17 protein-coding genes are annotated in these 18,217 nt (G+C 68.9%); 8 read left to right on the top strand and 9 right to left on the bottom strand.

Translation table 11 applies throughout. The annotated features are described in order from the left end of the window. Nucleotides 1-92 precede the first annotated feature (92 nt). Nucleotides 93-1,061, top strand: a complete 969-nt coding sequence (gene trxB, locus ABZ865_RS17720; protein ID WP_361230863.1) for a thioredoxin-disulfide reductase — start codon at nucleotides 93-95, stop codon at nucleotides 1,059-1,061. Between the two features lie 46 nt (nucleotides 1,062-1,107). Beyond that, entirely contained in the window at nucleotides 1,108-1,437 is a 330-nt protein-coding gene (gene trxA / locus ABZ865_RS17715; protein WP_100830622.1) for a thioredoxin, read from the top strand. A 115-nt stretch (nucleotides 1,438-1,552) separates the two neighbouring features. Here trxA and ABZ865_RS17710 read toward each other — a convergent pair whose 3' ends face one another. From ABZ865_RS17710 to rpmH, 9 genes are all read right to left on the bottom strand, one after another. Further along, complete coding sequence (locus ABZ865_RS17710; protein ID WP_361230860.1) at nucleotides 1,553-2,170, bottom strand: GNAT family N-acetyltransferase; 618 nt, start codon at nucleotides 2,168-2,170, stop codon at nucleotides 1,553-1,555. Between the two features lie 317 nt (nucleotides 2,171-2,487). Further along, nucleotides 2,488-3,600 (bottom strand): ParB/RepB/Spo0J family partition protein, encoded by a 1,113-nt coding sequence (locus ABZ865_RS17705; RefSeq protein ID WP_361230858.1) that lies wholly within the window; start codon nucleotides 3,598-3,600, stop codon nucleotides 2,488-2,490. Continuing rightward, nucleotides 3,597-4,670 carry a ParA family protein gene (locus ABZ865_RS17700; protein ID WP_361231209.1) on the bottom strand — a complete coding sequence of 358 codons (1,074 nt, stop codon included), beginning with the start codon at nucleotides 4,668-4,670 and terminating at the stop codon, nucleotides 3,597-3,599. Before ABZ865_RS17700 ends, ABZ865_RS17705 begins: the two co-directional genes overlap by 4 nt. Before the next feature lie 249 nt (nucleotides 4,671-4,919). Further along, nucleotides 4,920-5,636 (bottom strand): 16S rRNA (guanine(527)-N(7))-methyltransferase RsmG, encoded by a 717-nt coding sequence (gene rsmG / locus ABZ865_RS17695; protein ID WP_361230856.1) that lies wholly within the window; start codon nucleotides 5,634-5,636, stop codon nucleotides 4,920-4,922. Nucleotides 5,637-5,752: 116 nt separating this feature from the next. After that, nucleotides 5,753-6,265, bottom strand: a complete 513-nt coding sequence (locus ABZ865_RS17690; protein ID WP_361230854.1) for a R3H domain-containing nucleic acid-binding protein — start codon at nucleotides 6,263-6,265, stop codon at nucleotides 5,753-5,755. A gap of 14 nt (nucleotides 6,266-6,279) precedes the next feature. Continuing rightward, a complete protein-coding gene (yidC, locus tag ABZ865_RS17685) occupies nucleotides 6,280-7,566 on the bottom strand; it encodes a membrane protein insertase YidC (protein ID WP_361230852.1) in 1,287 nt (428 codons plus the stop codon). Nucleotides 7,567-7,569: 3 nt separating this feature from the next. Further along, nucleotides 7,570-7,944: a membrane protein insertion efficiency factor YidD gene (gene yidD / locus ABZ865_RS17680; protein WP_361230850.1), complete on the bottom strand. Its 375-nt coding sequence runs from the start codon at nucleotides 7,942-7,944 to the stop codon at nucleotides 7,570-7,572. Next, on the bottom strand, nucleotides 7,941-8,312 hold the full coding sequence (gene rnpA / locus ABZ865_RS17675; protein ID WP_361230848.1) for a ribonuclease P protein component: 372 nt from the start codon (nucleotides 8,310-8,312) through the stop codon (nucleotides 7,941-7,943). The genes yidD and rnpA overlap by 4 nt, the downstream gene beginning before the upstream one ends. A 21-nt stretch (nucleotides 8,313-8,333) precedes the next feature. Continuing rightward, the gene (rpmH, locus tag ABZ865_RS17670) at nucleotides 8,334-8,471 is read right to left on the bottom strand and encodes a 50S ribosomal protein L34 (RefSeq protein ID WP_003956500.1); all 138 of its coding nucleotides are present in this window, start codon (nucleotides 8,469-8,471) and stop codon (nucleotides 8,334-8,336) included. A 374-nt stretch (nucleotides 8,472-8,845) separates the two neighbouring features. On the opposite strand from rpmH, the gene dnaA reads away from it, so the two are divergent. From dnaA to gyrB, 6 genes are all read left to right on the top strand, one after another. Beyond that, a complete protein-coding gene (gene dnaA, locus ABZ865_RS17665) occupies nucleotides 8,846-10,840 on the top strand; it encodes a chromosomal replication initiator protein DnaA (protein WP_361230846.1) in 1,995 nt (664 codons plus the stop codon). Nucleotides 10,841-11,758: 918 nt separating this feature from the next. Continuing rightward, nucleotides 11,759-12,889 (top strand): DNA polymerase III subunit beta, encoded by a 1,131-nt coding sequence (dnaN, locus tag ABZ865_RS17660; protein ID WP_100827195.1) that lies wholly within the window; start codon nucleotides 11,759-11,761, stop codon nucleotides 12,887-12,889. Between the two features lie 203 nt (nucleotides 12,890-13,092). Then, the gene (gnd, locus tag ABZ865_RS17655) at nucleotides 13,093-13,968 is read left to right on the top strand and encodes a phosphogluconate dehydrogenase (NAD(+)-dependent, decarboxylating) (protein ID WP_361230843.1); all 876 of its coding nucleotides are present in this window, start codon (nucleotides 13,093-13,095) and stop codon (nucleotides 13,966-13,968) included. Between the two features lie 62 nt (nucleotides 13,969-14,030). After that, nucleotides 14,031-15,152: a DNA replication/repair protein RecF gene (gene recF, locus ABZ865_RS17650; RefSeq protein WP_361230841.1), complete on the top strand. Its 1,122-nt coding sequence runs from the start codon at nucleotides 14,031-14,033 to the stop codon at nucleotides 15,150-15,152. After that, complete coding sequence (locus tag ABZ865_RS17645) at nucleotides 15,149-15,757, top strand: DciA family protein (RefSeq protein WP_361230839.1); 609 nt, start codon at nucleotides 15,149-15,151, stop codon at nucleotides 15,755-15,757. Before recF ends, ABZ865_RS17645 begins: the two co-directional genes overlap by 4 nt. A 363-nt stretch (nucleotides 15,758-16,120) precedes the next feature. Continuing rightward, nucleotides 16,121-18,190, top strand: a complete 2,070-nt coding sequence (gene gyrB, locus ABZ865_RS17640) for a DNA topoisomerase (ATP-hydrolyzing) subunit B (protein WP_361230837.1) — start codon at nucleotides 16,121-16,123, stop codon at nucleotides 18,188-18,190. Nucleotides 18,191-18,217 lie beyond the last annotated feature (27 nt).

The raw sequence follows: 18,217 nt of genomic DNA, 5'->3' as shown, positions 1-18,217 counted from the left end.
GCGGGCCCCGTAGGATCCGTTGGGTGGGGTGAGAGTCCCGAAAGGGACTCCCACCGGTCGACTGACGCAGACCAGAGACGAGGAATCAAGCCGTGAGCGACGTCCGTAACGTGATCATCATCGGCTCCGGGCCCGCCGGCTACACCGCGGCGCTGTACACCGCGCGTGCGTCGCTGAAGCCCCTGGTGTTCGAGGGCGCCGTCACCGCCGGCGGTGCGCTGATGAACACCACCGAGGTGGAGAACTTCCCCGGCTTCCGCGACGGCATCATGGGTCCCGAACTGATGGACAACATGCGGGCGCAGGCCGAGCGCTTCGGCGCCGAGCTCATCCCGGACGACATCGTCTCGGTCGACCTCAACGGTGAGATCAAGACCGTCACCGACACCGCGGGCACGGTCCACCGGGCGAAGGCCATCATCGTCGCCACCGGTTCCCAGCACCGCAAGCTCGGCCTCCCCAACGAGGACGCGCTCTCCGGCCGTGGTGTCTCCTGGTGCGCCACCTGTGACGGGTTCTTCTTCCGCGAGCAGGACATCGCGGTGATCGGCGGTGGCGACACCGCGCTGGAAGAGGCCACCTTCCTCTCCCGGTTCGCCAGGTCCGTGACGGTCGTCCACCGCCGGGACACCCTGCGCGCCTCCAAGGCGATGCAGGAGCGCGCCTTCAACGACCCGAAGATCAAGTTCGTCTGGGACAGCGAGGTCGCGGAGATCCAGGGCGACCAGAAGCTCTCCGGGCTCAAGCTGCGCAACGTCAAGACCGGCGAGCTGTCGGAGCTGCCGGTGACGGGCCTGTTCATCGCGATCGGCCACGACCCGCGCACCGAGCTGTTCAAGGGCCAGCTGGAGCTGGACGAGGAGGGCTACCTGAAGGTCGACTCCCCGTCCACCCGCACCAACGTGACCGGTGTCTTCGCCGCCGGTGACGTGGTCGACCACACCTACCGGCAGGCCATCACCGCCGCCGGCACCGGCTGCTCCTCCGCCCTCGACGCCGAGCGCTTCCTCGCCGCCCTGGCGGACGAGGACCAGGCCGAGGCCCAGAAGACCGCCGTCTGATCTTTCGTCCCCCGCCCCACCGCATGATCAAGTGAAGGAGCCCGCCGTGGCCGACCTGAAGAACGTGACCGACGCTTCCTTCGACGAGGACGTCCTCAAGAGCGACAAGCCCGTACTGGTGGACTTCTGGGCCGCCTGGTGCGGTCCCTGCCGCCAGATCGCCCCGTCGCTCGAGGCGATCGCCAAGGAGCACGGCGACAAGATCGAGGTCGTGAAGCTCAACATCGACGAGAACCCGGGTACGGCCGCCAAGTACGGCGTCATGTCCATCCCGACGCTGAACGTGTACCAGAACGGCGAGGTCGCCAAGACGATCGTCGGCGCCAAGCCGAAGGCTGCGCTGGAGCGGGACCTCGCGGACTTCATCGCCGAGTGACGTGACGCAGCCGTCGAGCCGACGGCGCATGTTTCACGTGAAACACGAATGGGCCAACCCAACCGGGTTGGCCCATTCGCTTGAGCGCGGTCGTCACATCAGAACAGTCGACGCATCAGAGCGGCCGCAGCGCCGGCTCCTTCTGGACGGCCCCCAGCAGCCGATCGAGGGCATGCTCCACGTCTTCCTTCCAGGACAGCGTCGAGCGCAGCTCCAGACGCAGACGGGGATGCGTGGGGTGCTGCCGGACCGTCTTGAAGCCGACCGCCAGGAGATGGTCGGCGGGCAGAAGGCAGGCGGGCTCCCTCCAGCGGGCGTCACCGAACGCCTCGATCGCCTTGAAGCCCCGGCGCAACAGATCCTTGGCGACCGTCTGGACCAGCACCCGGCCCAGTCCCTGCCCCTGGTAGCCGGGCATGACGAAGGCGGTCATGAGCTGTACGGCGTCCGGGGAGACCGGGCTCGTGGGGAACGCCGTCGAGCGGGGGACATAGGCCGGCGGCGCGTAGAGCACGAAGCCCACCGGGGCGTCGTCGACATAGACCACCCGGCCGCACGATCCCCAGTCCAGCAGGACGGCGGAGATCCAGGACTCCTTCTCCAGCGCGGCGGTGCCCGCCCTTACCGCGGCCTCGCCGCTGACGGGGTCGAGCTCCCAGAAGACACACGAGCGACAACGCTTGGGAAGGTCCTGAAGGTTGTCCAGCGTGAGCGGTACGAGCCGGCGCCCCATGAAGGCTGTTCCTCGCTTCCTTCGCCCGCCGCGTCGCGAGCGGCCGTCAGAGCGCTCCGTTCCCTGAGCAGGCTGCCGACGAATCCGCCGACGGCTCCGAGGCCCAGTCCCGCGCTCACCAGTCCGGTGCGGCTCATCGATCGCATGGCCTCCGTCTCCCCACTCAGAGATGCCTTGCCGGGTGGATGCGCCATACCCGATCGCATCGTATCCACGATGTGATGGCCTCGATAGCGGCTCAAAGCAAAGAGCGGACCGTGTTCCGGTACGCACCGGGCACGATCCGCTCTCAGCCGCCTTGAGGCGAGCTCCGAGGGTCAGGCGTCCTGTTCCTCGGACTCGGCTTCCGCCTCTTGGTGGCTCTTCTGCAGGATCGGCCCCTCGCCCGGGGCGAGGGTGCTGAGGATCCGCTCGAGGTCCTCCACGGAGGCGAACTCGACGGTGATCTTGCCCTTCTTCTGACCGAGGTCGACCTTCACCCGGGTCTCGAAGCGGTCGGACAGACGCGTGGCCAGCTCGCTCAGCGCCGGACTGACCAGCGTGCCGGCCCGCGGCCCCTTGGAGCGCTGAGGCGTCTGGGGCCGCGACCCCATGAGAGTCACGATCTCCTCGACGGCCCGCACCGAGAGCCCCTCGGCCACGATCCGGTGAGCCAGCCGGTCCTGCTCCTCCGAGTCCTCGACGGACAGCAGCGCCCGGGCGTGCCCGGCGGAGAGAACCCCGGCCGCGACCCGGCGCTGGACCGCTGGCGAGAGCTTCAGCAGCCGCAGCGTGTTGGAGACCTGGGGACGGGAACGCCCGATCCGGTCGGCCAGCTGGTCGTGCGTGCAGTTGAAGTCCTTCAGCAGCTGGTCGTAGGCGGCCGCCTCTTCCAGCGGGTTCAGCTGCGCACGGTGCAGGTTCTCCAGCAGCGCGTCCAGGAGGAGCTTCTCGTCGTCCGTGGCCCGCACGATCGCCGGGATGGCCTCGAGGCCGGCCTGACGGCAGGCCCGCCAGCGCCGCTCGCCCATGATCAGCTCATAGCGGCCCGGGCTCAGCTGTCGTACGACGACGGGCTGAAGGAGACCGACCTCCTCGATGGAGGTCACCAGTTCCTGGAGCGCGTCCTCGTCGAAGACCTCACGCGGCTGACGTGGGTTCGGCGTGATGGAGTCGAGGGGGACCTCGGCGAAGTAGGCACCCATCGACGGTGAAGCCGTCTCCACGGCCGAAATCGCCGCGGGCTCCTCAGTCTCCTGCTCCGGGGCGACGGGCGGCAGCGTGGCCACCTTGGCCGCTGCCACTCCGCGGTCGCCCGTCAGCACCGGTACGGATGCGGGGGACGTGGATGCGCCACTGCCCATCGCGGCCGACGCCGGCGACTTCTCGGTCGGGGCAGCCGGGATCAGTGCGGCGAGACCACGACCCAGCCCCCTCCGTCGTTCGTTCACTGGATCCCCTCCACCATGTTCCGGTCGTTCTGAGCGCCGATGTGGGCCTGGGTCGGGTCATAGCTGACCCCCACACCCTTCAGCGCGATTTCTCGGGCCGCCTCAAGATAGGAGAGGGCACCGCTCGATCCAGGATCGTAAGTCAGCACCGTCTGCCCGTAGCTCGGCGCCTCGGAGATACGGACCGAGCGGGGAATGCTCGTCCGCAGCACCTCGTCACCGAAGTGGGTGCGCACCTCTTCCGCGACCTGCGAGGCGAGACGCGTCCGGCCGTCGTACATGGTGAGCAGGATGGTCGACACATGCAGGGTGGGGTTGAGGTGTCCCCGCACCAGGTCGACGTTACGGAGCAGCTGGCCCAGTCCCTCCAGCGCGTAGTACTCGCACTGGATGGGGATGAGGACCTCCTGGCCCGCGACGAGCGCATTGACCGTCAGCAGGCCCAGCGACGGCGGGCAGTCGATGAGGATGTAGTCCAGCGGCTGCTCGTACGCCTGGATCGCCCGCTGCAGCCGGCTCTCGCGCGCCACCAGCGACACCAACTCGATCTCCGCACCGGCGAGATCGATAGTGGCGGGGGCACAGAAGAGGCCTTCGACGTCCGGAACCGGCTGGACAACCTCGGCGAGAGGCTTGCTCTCCACCAACACGTCATAGATGGACGGAACTTCGGCGTGATGGTCGATCCCCAGCGCCGTGGATGCGTTGCCCTGCGGGTCGAGGTCGATCACCAGGACACGGCCACCGTGCAGAGCCAGCGAAGCGGCAAGGTTGACGGTCGTCGTCGTCTTGCCCACGCCGCCCTTCTGGTTGGCGACCACGATGACCCGGGTCTGCTCGGGCCGTGGCAGACCTTCGCCGGCGCGGCCGAGAGCTTCCACCGCCAGTTGGGCAGCACGACCGATGGGAGTGTCGTCCATCGGAGGCGGTGTTTCACGTGAAACATCCGCCCCCATCGACTCGGTACGGGGACCGGGGACCGGATCGGTCATCGGTCCCGCGATGTTGGCGTCGGACCGCAAGGATTCACTCTCCTCGACTTCAGGCTCGCAATGAACAGAGCCTCCCATGCCTTCGGGGTCGTGAACCAGTGAGCCCTGGTCTTCTGTGGAGAATTCCACCTCTGTGGACAACTCCGTTACCTCTCCGAGCGACCCGAGAGGCCTACGGTCGCGAGGTTCGGCCGCAGCGCGGCCCCGACTGATGATGCCGTGCAGCAGTGAGCGACGTTTCACGTGAAACACGATGCACAGCCGCGGCGGCCGGACCTTCGCGACACTCCGACCTGCGTAGGTTTGGCAGCTTGTGTGGAGTACGTCTCAACGACGCCGGCGGGCACGGCCCGTCCGTGCCGCCTTGGCCCGCTTGGCCGCGAACCGCACACCGCCGGGGCTCTCGCCGACCTCCACCCGCACGACGGTGGACGGCGGATCGACCACACCCTCACCCACATGCAGGATGGACGTCGACACCGCACCGAGCTTGCTCAGCGCCGTGCTCGCCGCCTTCAGCTCCTCCTCGGCGGTGTCCCCCTTCAGCGCGAGCATCTCGCCGTACGGGCGCAGCAACGGGATGCCCCAGGTGGCCAGCCGGTCCAGCGGAGCCACGGCGCGGGCGGTCACCACATGAACCGGCTGCACCTTGCCCAGCATCTCCTCGGCCCGCCCCCGGACGACGGTGACATGGTCGAGCCCCAGCAGCTCCACCACCTCGGTGAGGAACGTCGTGCGCCGCAGCAGCGGCTCCAGCAGGGTGATGTTGAGGTCGTCGCGCACCAGGGCCAGCGGGATGCCCGGCAGACCGGCGCCCGAACCGACGTCGCACACCGTCACCCCCTCGGGGACAGCCTCCGAAAGCACCGCGCAGTTGAGCAGGTGCCGCTCCCACAGGCGTGGCACTTCCCGCGGGCCGATCAGGCCACGCTGCACACCGGCCTCGGCCAGCAGCTCCGCGTAGCGGACCGCATCGGCGAAGCGATCGCCAAACACTTCCCGCGCCTGCTCGGGCGCGGGGGGAAGCTCCGCTGCCTCCGTCACGGGGACCGTCCTTCCGTACAGCGCCGGTGCTTCACGCGACCGGCCACCAGAACTACAGGCTGACAAAGTTCGGCCCCGTCTGCAGGCAGACGGGGCCGGTGGAACGAAAGGGCCGATCAGGCCGGCAGTACGACGACGAACCGCTGCGGCTCCTCGCCCTCGGACTCGCTGCGCAGTCCCGCGGCCTTGATCGCGTCGTGCACGACCTTGCGCTCGAAGGGGGTCATGGGCTTGAGCTTCACGGCCTCGCCCGTGCTCTTGACCTCGGCGGCGGCCTTGGCGCCCAGCTCGGACAGCTCGGCACGCTTCTTGGCGCGGTAGCCGGCGATGTCCAGCATCAGCCGACTGCGGTCACCGGTCTCCCGGTGCACGGCCAGGCGGGTCAGCTCCTGGAGTGCCTCCAGCACCTCGCCGTCCCGGCCGACCAGCTTCTGCAGGTCACGGCTGCCGGTGTCACTGATGATCGACACGGAGGCGCGGTCGGCCTCGACGTCCATGTCGATGTCGCCGTCGAGGTCGGCGATGTCCAGCAGACCCTCCAGGTAGTCCGCCGCGATCTCACCCTCCTGCTCCAGGCGGGTGAGGGTGTCTGCACCCTCGGCAGCGGCGGAGGTGGTGCCTTCCGTCACGGATGGGCTCCTTCTTACTTCTTGGACGGGGACTTGGGCCGCTGCGGGCCGCCCTTGCGCTGGCCGGACTGGGCCCTGCTGCGGGTGCCGGAGCTGGGCTTCTCGGGCTGCTTGGCAGCGGCGGGCTTGGTGTCCTGCGGCTCGTCGGACTTCTCCAGCGAGGTGGCCGACTTCTCCAGCGAGGTGGCCGAGCCGGTGTCACCCTGCTTGGCACCGGACTGGCGCTGGGCCTTGGTCTGGCGCTTGGGCTGCTGGCGCCGGGCGGCGGCCGTGGTGGTCGTACCGTCCTCGGTCTCGACCAAGGCCTGGCTCTCGCTCTTCACCACGGTGCCGTCGGCCTGGGCGGCGAGGCCGGCCTTGCCCAGGGCGTTGATGAACTTGCGCTCGAACTCGTTGCGGTCGCGGCCCTTGGCGACGATCGCCTTGACGATGGTCTTCTCGCTGCGGCGGCGGACCTTGCCGTGCTGCGTGACGTGCTTGGTCAGACGGTCCAGGTAGGAGGCCTGAGCCTTGGAACCCGGGGTCGGGTTGTTGTGGATGACGTACATCTGCTGGCCCATGGTCCACACGTTGGTGGTCAGCCAGTAGACGAGGACACCGACCGGGAAGTTGATACCGAAGACGGCGAACATGACCGGGAAGACGTACATCAGCATCTTCTGCTGCTGCATGAACGGCGTCTTCACCGTCGTGTCGACGTTCTTCGTCATCAGCTGGCGCTGCGTGTAGAACTGCGACGCCGACATCAGGACGATCATGATCGCGGTGACGACCCGGACGTCGGTCAGCGTGGCGCCGAGCGCGGCGACCTTGTCGGAGCTGTCCGTGAACTTCGCGGCCAGCGGGGCCCCGAAGATGTGCGCCTTACGGGCGCTGGCGAGCAGCGGGTCGTTGATGACGCCGATCGTCTTGCCCGTCGCGATGCCGTTCAGCACGTGGTACAGGGCGAAGAAGAACGGAGACTGCGCCAGGATGGGAAGGCACGAGGAGAGCGGGTTGGTGCCCGTCTCCTTGTACAGCTTCATCATCTCTTCGGACTGGCGCTGCCGGTCGTTCTTGTAGCGCTCCTGGATCTTCTTCATCTCCGGCTGGAGCGTCTGCATCGCGCGCGTCGACTTGATCTGCTTCACGAAGAGCGGGATCAGGCAGATGCGGATCAGGATCACCAGGGACACGATGGACAGGCCCCAGGCCCACCCGGTGTCGGCACCGAAGATCGCGCCGTACATCTTGTGGAACTGGACGATGACCCAGGAAACGGGTGTCGTGATGAAGCTGAAGAGGCTGGCAATCGTGTCCACTAATCATGCTCCTTGGGCATGGGACGAAGTCTCTGCGGCCGGGCTCGAAGGAAGCTCGGAGGACGTGCTCCCGGGCTTCTCCTCGGTGGCCGGTTCGGCGGCGGAGGGCCCGCCCCTGCGTGCGCGCCAGGCGTCGCGCAGCATTTCGTGCCACCGCGGGCGCTTGCGCGGTGGGACATGGTCCACACCGCCCAGCGACCAGGGGTTGCACCGGAGGATGCGCCAGGCGGTGAGTGCCGTTCCCTTGATCGCACCGTGCCGGTCGATGGCCGTGTAGCCGTAGTGGGAGCACGACGGGTAGTACTTGCACACCGGCCCGAGCAGCGGACTGATCGTCCACTGGTACAGCTTGATCAGTGCCAGCAGTGGGTACTTCATCGCGCGCCCCCTCCCAGCAGCCGCTGAAGGGCGGCATCCAGGTCTTGGGCCAGCTGTGCGTGCTCCGCGTCGCCCGCTCCGGGCAGCGCTCGTACGACTACCAGGCTACCGGGGGGAAACAGGACGATTCGGTCACGCATCAGATGACGCAGTCTGCGCTTCACTTTGTTGCGCACGACCGCGCCACCCACGGCCTTGCTCACGACGAAACCCGCACGCGTCGAGGGAGCGCTCTCCCCAGGCGCGTGCGGGTCCGTGGCACCGCTACGAAGGTGGACGACGAGGGTCGGGCGGCCTGCCCGGCGACCCCGTCGTACCGCGGTCGCGAAGTCCTCGCGCCGCCTCAGCCGGTTCTCGGTGGGCAGCACGACGTCATGACCTGACCGGGATCAGGCGGACAGACGGGCGCGACCCTTGCTACGGCGGGACGCGAGAATCGCGCGGCCGGCACGGGTGCGCATACGCAGCCGGAAGCCGTGGGTCTTCGCGCGACGACGGTTGTTCGGCTGGAAGGTGCGCTTGCTCACTCGGGGGCTCCAGAAATCAATCGGTGGTGGCGGGGTGCCGTCCTGGCTGTCACCGTGCGCCCACGAGTAGCTCGCGTCACGCCCGAGTGCACCGCTTCCCGATCACCTGCAGTGATCTGTGCCCATCGGAGGCAGGCGGCAGCAGCCATCGACAACTCGACCTGGTTACGGTACGCGGGGCTGCGCCATCCGGTCAAACCAGGGGTCACCGAGAGACACTATCCACAGGCTGGGGACAACAACTTGAACCGCACCCGCCACGCTGACTACCGTGGCTGGACTCCGATTCGTTCCCTTATCCCCGCCCGACCCGATTTTGATCCCGACCCGTCCCACAACCACACGTTCGTGGGACCTGCGAGAGAGCGTGCCCTGTGGCTGACGTACCTGCCGATCTTGCCGCAGTGTGGCCACGAGTACTCGAGCAGCTCCTCGGCGAGGGCCGCGGACAGGGTGTCGAGGCGAAGGACGAGCACTGGATCCGCCGCTGCCAGCCGCTCGCGCTGGTCGCGGACACCGCCCTGCTCGCCGTACCGAACGAATTCGCGAAGAACGTGCTGGAAGGCCGTCTCGCGCCGATCGTCAGCGAGACCCTGAGCCGCGAGTGCGGCCGCCCCATCCGCATCGCGATCACCGTGGACGACTCCGCGGGCGAGCCGCCCGCTCCCGCGGCCCCGCCCGCCCCGCAGCCGCGCTACGAGGAGCCCGAGCTGCCCTCGGGACCGTACGAGGGCTACGGCCGCCACCGCGCCGCCGACCAGCTTCCGCCCGGCGAGCCCCCGTCCCGCGCGGAGCAGCCGCCCGCCGGCCGCGGCGACCAGCTGCCCACCGCCCGTCCCGCCTATCCGTCCGAGTACCAGCGCCCCGAGCCGGGCGCCTGGCCGCGGCCCGCGCAGGACGAGTACAGCTGGCAGCAGCCGCGCCTCGGCTTCCCCGAGCGCGACCCGTACGCCTCCCCGTCCCAGGACGGCTACGGCCCGTCCCCCCAGGACCCCTACGGCACCCCGAAGCCGGACTACCGGGGCCCGGGCCGCGAGCGCCCGCCGTACGACCAGCAGCGCGGCGACTACGACGCCCCACGCCCGGAGTACGAACCGCCCCGCCCGGACTACGACTCCGGCCGCCCCGAGTACGAACCGCGCTCCGAGTACGAGCCCTCACGGGCCGAGTACGACCAGCGCGACCCCGTCCGCCGGGAACTGCCCGAGGGACCGGCCGGCGCGGGCCCCGCGCACCGCGGCGGCCCCGGCCGCCCGGACCTGCCGCCGGGCGGCGGGAGCGGCACGCCCGGTTCCCTGGCCGCCACGCCCGCGCCCGCGGGCGGTGCCGGTGAGCCGACCGCGCGGCTGAACCCGAAGTACCTCTTCGACACGTTCGTCATCGGCGCGTCCAACCGCTTCGCGCACGCGGCCGCGGTGGCCGTCGCCGAGGCGCCCGCGAAGGCGTACAACCCCCTCTTCATCTATGGGGAGTCGGGGCTCGGCAAGACGCACCTGCTGCACGCCATCGGGCACTACGCGCGCAGCCTCTACCCGGGCACGCGCGTGCGGTACGTCAGCTCGGAGGAGTTCACCAACGAGTTCATCAACTCCATCCGCGACGGCAAGGGCGACAGCTTCCGCAAGCGGTACAGGGAGATGGACATCCTTCTTGTGGACGACATCCAGTTCCTCGCGGACAAGGAGTCGACGCAGGAGGAGTTCTTCCACACCTTCAACACGCTCCACAACGCCAACAAGCAGATCGTGCTGTCCTCCGACCGGCCGCCCAAGCAGCTCGTCACGCTGGAGGACCGGCTGCGGAACCGTTTCGAGTGGGGTCTGATCACCGACGTCCAGCCGCCCGAGCTGGAGACGCGTATCGCGATCCTGCGCAAGAAGGCGGTGCAGGAGCAGCTCAACGCCCCGCCGGAGGTACTGGAGTTCATCGCCTCCCGGATCTCGCGGAACATCCGTGAGCTGGAGGGCGCGCTGATCCGGGTGACGGCGTTCGCCTCGCTCAACCGGCAGCCGGTGGACCTCGGCCTGACGGAGATCGTCCTCAAGGACCTGATCCCCGGCGGCGAGGACACCGCCCCCGAGATCACGGCGACGGCCATCATGGCGGCCACCGCGGACTACTTCGGGCTGACGGTGGAGGACCTGTGCGGCACCTCGCGCGGCCGCGCGCTGGTCACCGCCCGGCAGATCGCCATGTATCTGTGCCGGGAGCTGACGGATCTGTCGCTGCCGAAGATCGGCGCGCAGTTCGGTGGCCGCGACCACACGACCGTCATGCACGCCGACCGCAAGATCCGGGCGCTGATGGCCGAGCGGCGCTCGATCTACAACCAGGTGACCGAGCTGACGAACCGCATCAAGAACGGCTGAGGCACGGCTGAGGCACGGCCGACACCAGCCGTACACGGACGCTGAGGGCGCCTTCGGGATACGCATCCCGGGGGCGCCCTTCGGCGTTCCGGCCGGCAGCCACGGCGGCCCGGCCCCGCCTCCTCCCTTCCCCTGCTGCCCCTCCCCGGCCACCCGCTGTTCGATTACCTGCCTGGTTACGGCCACTCTCCACAGATTCGGGGACTTTCTTCCGTCCACATGCTGGGGACTGCGAAGTTGTCCCGAACTGCGTCCACAGGGAACCTGGGGAAGCACCGTCGACGCAGCTCAGCGGCCTGTGGAATCGTGGACGAAGAATCTCCACAGACTGTGGACAGAGGGAAGATCCACAGGGTGTGCACGGAGTTGTCCACCGACGACCCACAGGCCGGGGGCGGTTGTCCCCAGCGATCCCCGGCTTCTCCACATGGCTGTCCACTGTTCGGCAATCCGACGCACCCGCTCACCGCGTCGAGTGAAAGGCGTCACACGAAGGTGCCGGATTGGGGTGTGGGAAACGTGGGTAAACCTGGGGACACAGCTGGGGAGAACTGCCCCTGCCCTGTGGGCGGTGTGTGCAGAACTTTCCGTTCTCCACAGACGGCCCTGGTTGTCCACCACCTCCACCCACAGGGCCAGTGGACAAAATTTGGGCTCTGAGCTGGGCAAACGTGGTTATCCACGGTATCCACAGGCCCTACTACTACTCCCGACTAGAGAGAGCCTGGCAATCGCTTTGAAGCGGGGGCTGTGCACAACTCGCCGTCTCGAGCCCGGCTGCCCCTCGGAGCGACTTGACCCCGACCGGCACCTACTGTCAGTGCGGTGCGTCAGACTGGTCCCCGGTGTCCTTCCCTTCGCAGTGGGCGGTGACACCGAGTCGGAGGACTCAGTAGCAACAGCAGGAGGCGGCTTACGGTGAAGATCCGGGTGGAACGCGACGTACTCGCGGAGGCAGTGGCCTGGGCGGCACGCAGCCTTCCGGCCCGTCCGCCGGCGCCTGTCCTCGCCGGCCTGCTGCTGAAGGCCGAGGACGGCCAGCTGAGCCTGTCGAGCTTCGACTACGAGGTCTCCGCGCGCGTCAGCGTCGAGGCGGAGGTCGAGGAGGAGGGCACGGTGCTCGTCTCCGGCCGCCTGCTCGCCGACATCTCCCGCGCGCTCCCCAACCGTCCGGTGGAGATTTCCACAGACGGTGTACGGGCGACCGTGGTCTGCGGCTCCTCGCGGTTCACCCTCCACACCCTGCCTGTGGAGGAGTACCCGGCGCTGCCGCAGATGCCGAGCGCCACGGGCACCGTGCCCGGCGAGGTCTTCGCGGCCGCCGTGTCCCAGGTGGCCATCGCCGCCGGCCGTGACGACACGCTGCCCGTCCTCACCGGTGTGCGCATCGAGATCGAGGGCGACACGGTCACCCTGGCCTCCACCGACCGCTACCGCTTCGCGGTCCGCGAGTTCCTGTGGAAGCCGGAGAACCCGGACGCCTCCGCGGTCGCCCTGGTCCCGGCCAAGACGCTCCTGGACACCGCCAAGTCGCTGGGCGCCGGTGACAGCGTCACGCTGGCGCTGTCCGGCTCGGGCGCGGGCGAGGGCCTGATCGGCTTCGAGGGCGCGGGCCGTCGCACGACCACGCGGCTCCTCGAGGGCGACCTGCCGAAGTACCGCACGCTGTTCCCGACCGAGTTCAACTCCGTCGCCGTGATCGAGACCGCCCCCTTCGTGGAGGCCGTCAAGCGTGTGGCCCTGGTCGCCGAGCGGAACACCCCGGTGCGGCTGAGCTTCGAGCAGGGCGTGCTGATCCTGGAGGCCGGTTCCAGCGACGACGCACAGGCTGTGGAAAGGGTGGACGCGCAGCTGGAGGGCGACGACATCTCGATCGCCTTCAACCCGACCTTCCTGCTGGACGGTCTGAGCGCGATCGACTCCCCGGTGGCCCAGCTGTCGTTCACGACGTCCACGAAGCCCGCGCTGCTGAGCGGCAAGCCTGCCGTGGACGCCGAGGCGGACGAGGCGTACAAGTACCTGATCATGCCGGTCCGGCTGAGCGGCTGAGCAGCCGAGCGGCCGGGTCCGTCCACAGGCTGTGCGTCACCGGCCGGGTCGGTCGGCCCGACTGCGCCCGGACGGAGAAGTCCCAGGTGAGGGCATACGTATGAGCGCGTATGCCCACAGCTGTGCGTGAGGGTCCGGGGCTAGGCTCGGACCGGGTACGCGGGTACCCCACACGCCACACAGCGACCTAAGGAACACAACTGATGGAGCTCGGTCTCGTCGGCCTCGGCAAGATGGGCGGCAACATGCGCGAGCGGATCCGCCGCGCGGGCCACACCGTCATCGGATACGACCGCAACGCGGACCTCGCGGATGTCCACAGCCTGGAAGAGCTTGTGGGCAAGCTCAGCGCCCCGCGCGTGGTCTGGGTGATGGTCCCGGCCGGCGAGCCCACCCAGTCGACCGTCGACCAGCTCGCCGAGCTGCTGGAGCCCGGTGACGTGGTCGTGGACGGCGGCAACTCCCGCTGGACGGACGACGAGAAGCACGCCGAGGAGCTGGCCGCCAAGGGCATAGGCTTCGTCGACTGCGGCGTCTCGGGCGGCGTCTGGGGCCTGGAGAACGGCTACGCGCTGATGTACGGCGGCGACGCCGAGAACGTCGCCAAGGTGCAGCCGGTCTTCGACGCGCTCAAGCCGGAGGGCGACTTCGGTTCGGTGCACGCCGGCAAGGTCGGCGCGGGTCACTTTGCGAAGATGGTCCACAACGGCATCGAGTACGCGATGATGCAGGCCTACGCCGAGGGCTGGGAGCTGCTGGAGAAGGTCGACTCCGTGGAGAACGTCCGCGAGGTCTTCCGTTCCTGGCAGGAGGGTACGGTCATCCGTTCCTGGCTGCTGGACCTCGCGGTGAACGCCCTGGACGAGGACGAGCACCTCGACCAGCTGCGCGGTTATGCACAGGACTCCGGTGAGGGACGCTGGACTGTGGAAGCCGCCATCGACAACGCGGTCCCGCTGCCCGCGATCACCGCGTCGCTGTTCGCGCGGTTCGCCTCCCGCCAGGAGGACTCGCCGCAGATGAAGATGATCGCCGCGCTGCGCAACCAGTTCGGCGGCCACGCCGTAGAGAAGAAGTAATCCACAGGGTCGCCCGGCGATCCACAAGCCATCACCACACTGGGGGAGGTCGGCGAACGACCATGCACGTCACGCATCTTTCGCTGGCCGACTTCCGCTCGTACGCCCGGGCCGAGGTCCCGCTCGACCCGGGCGTCACCGCCTTCGTCGGCCCCAACGGCCAGGGCAAGACCAACCTGGTGGAGGCGGTCGGCTACCTCGCCACCCTCGGCAGCCACCGGGTCGCCTCCGACGCCCCGCTGGTCCGCATGGGCGCCGAGCGGGCCGTGATCCGGGCGCAGGTCAGGCAGGGCGAGCGGCAGCAGCTGGTCGAGCTGGAGCTGAACCCCGGCCGGGCCAACCGCGCCCGCATCAACCGGTCCTCGCAGGTCAGGCCGCGGGACGTGCTGGGGATCGTGCGGACCGTGCTGTTCGCGCCCGAGGACCTCGCGCTGGTCAAGGGCGATCCGGGCGAGCGGCGCCGGTTCCTGGACGAGCTGATCACCGCGCGCTCGCCGCGCATGGCGGGGGTGCGCTCGGACTACGAGCGGGTGCTCAAGCAGCGCAACACGCTCCTGAAGACCGCCGCCCTCGCGCGCAGGCACGGCGGCCGCTCCATGGACCTGTCCACCCTGGACGTGTGGGACCAGCACCTCGCGCGCGCGGGTGCCGAGCTGCTGGCCCAGCGGCTGGACCTGATCGCCGCGCTGCAGCCGCTGGCCGACAAGGCGTACGAGCAGCTGGCGCCCGGCGGCGGCCCGATCGCGCTGGAGTACAAGCCGTCGGCGCCGGGTGAGGCGCACACGCGCGAGGATCTGTACGCCCAGCTGATGGCGGCGCTCGCGGAGGCACGCAAGCAGGAGATCGAGCGGGGCGTGACCCTCGTGGGCCCGCACCGGGACGATGTGCTGCTCAAGCTCGGTCAGCTGCCCGCCAAGGGGTACGCGTCCCACGGCGAGTCCTGGTCCTACGCGCTCGCCCTGCGTCTTGCGTCGTACGACCTGCTGCGGGCCGAGGGCAATGAGCCGGTGCTGATCCTGGACGACGTCTTCGCCGAGCTGGACGCCCGCCGCCGGGAGCGGCTGGCCGAGCTGGTCGCGCCCGGCGAGCAGGTGCTGGTCACCGCCGCGGTGGAAGACGACGTGCCGCATGTGCTGGCCGGCGCCCGGTACGCGGTGGCCGGCGGGACGGTGGAGCGCGTATGAGCACCGACGACCCCACCCCCAGGAGCCCGAAGCCGGCCTCCACGAGCCCGACGCCGTCCTCCGCGAACTCGAAGCCGGCCTCCACGAGCTCGAAGAAGTCTGCCGAGCCCTCCGGTGTCGACCTCGCGCGCGTGGCGTTGCGTGCCGCGAAGGAGCAGGCACGCGCGCGTGGGGACGCGGCACGGCAGAAGAAGCAGGCGCAGCGCGGCGGCGGTCTGCGCTCCGGGGCGCGCGCGGACGGCCGCGACCCCATGGCGCTCGGCGCGGCGATCAACCGGCTGATCAACGAGCGTGGCTGGGAGACCCCGGCCGCGGTGGGCGGGGTGATGGGCCGCTGGCCGCAGATCGTGGGCGAGGACCTGGCCAAGCACTGCGTGCCGCAGCGGTACGACGAGGACGAGCGGGTGCTGTCCGTGCAGTGCGACTCGACGGCGTGGGCGACCCAGTTGCGGCTGCTCGCCCCGGCGCTGGTGGCCCGGCTCAACGAGGACCTCGGGCACGGCACGGTCCGGCTGATCAAGGTGAACGGTCCCGGCGGCCCGGCCCGGCGTTACGGCCCGCTGCGGGCTCCGGGGAGCACGGGCCCGGGCGACACCTACGGGTGACGTACATCACGCCAGGGGGGTGGCGGCGGGGTGTCGTCGTACCCCTGTGGACCAGCCGCGCCCGGATGTGGATCACGAGCTGACCCCGAAGTAGCCAAGGGTTGACGGCCCGAAGCGCTGAGTGCCGCTGTGAGCCGCTTGGAGCCCCCTTCCGCATATCGGTACCCGGCCGAGACCGGTTGAGGGCGGCACATGGGGACTCAGGTACCGGCAAGCCCCCATTACTGTCGGCGCTACCGGTAGACTGGAGGCCAATCCCGCCCCAACGTGGGGACCGCCCGGGAAAAGCTGAGCAACGCTGATCAAGGCTTACCAACGCAACATGCCGCAGCCGCTCCGGCAACCTGCCGGTGAGCCCGGCTCGTGCTGTGCCAGAAAGGGCGCTTCGTGGCCGATTCCGGCAACCCCAACGAGAACATCCCGTCCACCGACGCCGGCGTGAACGCCGAGGCCACGGCCTCGGCTTCGTACGACGCCAGCGCCATCACCGTGCTCGAAGGGCTGGACGCGGTCCGCAAGCGGCCCGGCATGTACATCGGCTCCACCGGCGAGCGCGGTCTGCACCACCTGGTGTACGAGGTCGTCGACAACTCGGTCGACGAGGCGCTGGCCGGGTACGCGGACACGATCGACGTGACGATCCTCGCCGACGGCGGCGTGCGCGTCGTCGACAACGGCCGTGGCATCCCGGTGGGCATCGTGCCCTCCGAGGGCAAGCCGGCCGTCGAGGTCGTGCTGACCGTGCTGCACGCGGGCGGCAAGTTCGGCGGCGGCGGTTACGCCGTCTCCGGTGGTCTTCACGGTGTCGGTGTGTCCGTCGTGAACGCGCTGTCCACGAAGGTCGCCGTCGAGATCAGGACCGACGGCCACCGCTGGACGCAGGACTACAAGCTCGGCGTCCCGACGGCCCCGCTCGACCAGCACGAGGCGACGGACGAGACCGGTACCTCGGTCACCTTCTGGGCCGACCCGGACATCTTCGAGACCACCGAGTACTCCTTCGAGACGCTGTCGCGGCGTTTCCAGGAGATGGCGTTCCTCAACAAGGGTTTGACGATCAAACTCACCGACGAGCGCGAGTCGGCGAAGGCGACCAGCGGTGCGGACGAGGCGGGTGCCGACGAGAAGGCCGAGGTCAAGACCGTCACGTACCACTACGAGGGCGGCATCGTCGACTTCGTGAAGTACCTCAACTCCCGCAAGGGAGAAGCGGTGCACCCCACGATCATCGACCTGGAGGCCGAGGACAAGGACAAGAGCCTGTCCCTCGAGGTCGCGATGCAGTGGAACAGCGGTTACAGCGAGGGTGTGTACTCCTTCGCGAACATCATCCACACCCACGAGGGCGGTACCCACGAGGAGGGCTTCCGCGCCGCGCTGACGTCGCTGATCAACAAGTACGCGCGCGACAAGAAGCTGCTGCGGGAGAAGGACGACAACCTCACCGGTGACGACATCCGCGAGGGCCTGACCGCGATCATCTCGGTCAAGCTGAGCGAGCCGCAGTTCGAGGGCCAGACGAAGACCAAGCTCGGCAACACCGAGGCGAAGACCTTCGTGCAGAAGGCGGTCTACGAACACCTCAACGACTGGCTGGACCGCAACCCGGTGGAGGCCGCGGACATCGTCCGCAAGGGCATCCAGGCGGCCACCGCGCGCGTGGCGGCCCGCAAGGCCCGTGACCTGACCCGGCGCAAGGGCCTGCTGGAGTCGGCGTCCCTGCCGGGCAAGCTGTCCGACTGCCAGTCGAACGACCCCACCAAGTGCGAGATCTTCATCGTCGAGGGTGACTCCGCCGGCGGCTCGGCCAAGTCCGGCCGCAACCCGCAGTACCAGGCGATCCTCCCGATCCGCGGCAAGATCCTGAACGTCGAGAAGGCCAGGATCGACAAGATCCTGCAGAACCAGGAGATCCAGGCGCTGATCTCCGCCTTCGGCACGGGTGTGCACGAGGACTTCGACATCGAGAAGCTCCGCTATCACAAGATCATCCTGATGGCGGACGCCGACGTCGACGGCCAGCACATCAGCACCCTGCTGCTGACCTTCCTGTTCCGCTTCATGCGGCCGCTGGTCGAGGCCGGGCACGTGTACCTCTCCCGCCCGCCGCTGTACAAGATCAAGTGGGGCCGGGACGACACGGAGTACGCGTACTCGGACCGCGAGCGCGACGCGCTGATCGAGCTGGGGCGGCAGCGCGGCAAGCGCGTCCGCGAGGACTCGATCCAGCGCTTCAAGGGCCTCGGCGAGATGAACGCCGAGGAACTGCGGGTGACCACCATGGACCAGGAGCACCGGGTCCTCGGCCAGGTCACGCTCGACGACGCCGCCCAGGCCGACGACCTGTTCTCGGTGCTGATGGGCGAGGACGTCGAGGCGCGCCGCGCCTTCATCCAGCGCAACGCCAAGGACGTCCGCTTCCTCGACATCTGAGTCGGTCTCAGCTGACCGCACCAGGAA

The sequence above is a fragment of the Streptomyces sp. NPDC047085 genome, from assembly GCF_040643735.1.
In the GTDB taxonomy this organism is placed as follows: Bacteria; Actinomycetota; Actinomycetes; order Streptomycetales; family Streptomycetaceae; genus Streptomyces.
This window is presented reverse-complemented; position numbering and strand designations above follow the sequence as displayed.

Bases quoted from the DNA above. Each gene is read 5' to 3' on its own strand.
- recF (WP_361230841.1), top strand. From the start codon at position 14,031: ATGCACGTCACGCATCTTTCGCTGGCCGACTTCCGCTCGTACGCCCGG.
- ABZ865_RS17710 (WP_361230860.1), bottom strand. From the start codon at position 2,170: ATGGGGCGCCGGCTCGTACCGCTCACGCTGGACAACCTTCAGGACCTT.
- ABZ865_RS17645 (WP_361230839.1), top strand. From the start codon at position 15,149: ATGAGCACCGACGACCCCACCCCCAGGAGCCCGAAGCCGGCCTCCACG.
- yidD (WP_361230850.1), bottom strand. From the start codon at position 7,944: ATGAAGTACCCACTGCTGGCACTGATCAAGCTGTACCAGTGGACGATC.
- gnd (WP_361230843.1), top strand. From the start codon at position 13,093: ATGGAGCTCGGTCTCGTCGGCCTCGGCAAGATGGGCGGCAACATGCGC.
- ABZ865_RS17700 (WP_361231209.1), bottom strand. From the start codon at position 4,670: ATGGGAGGCTCTGTTCATTGCGAGCCTGAAGTCGAGGAGAGTGAATCC.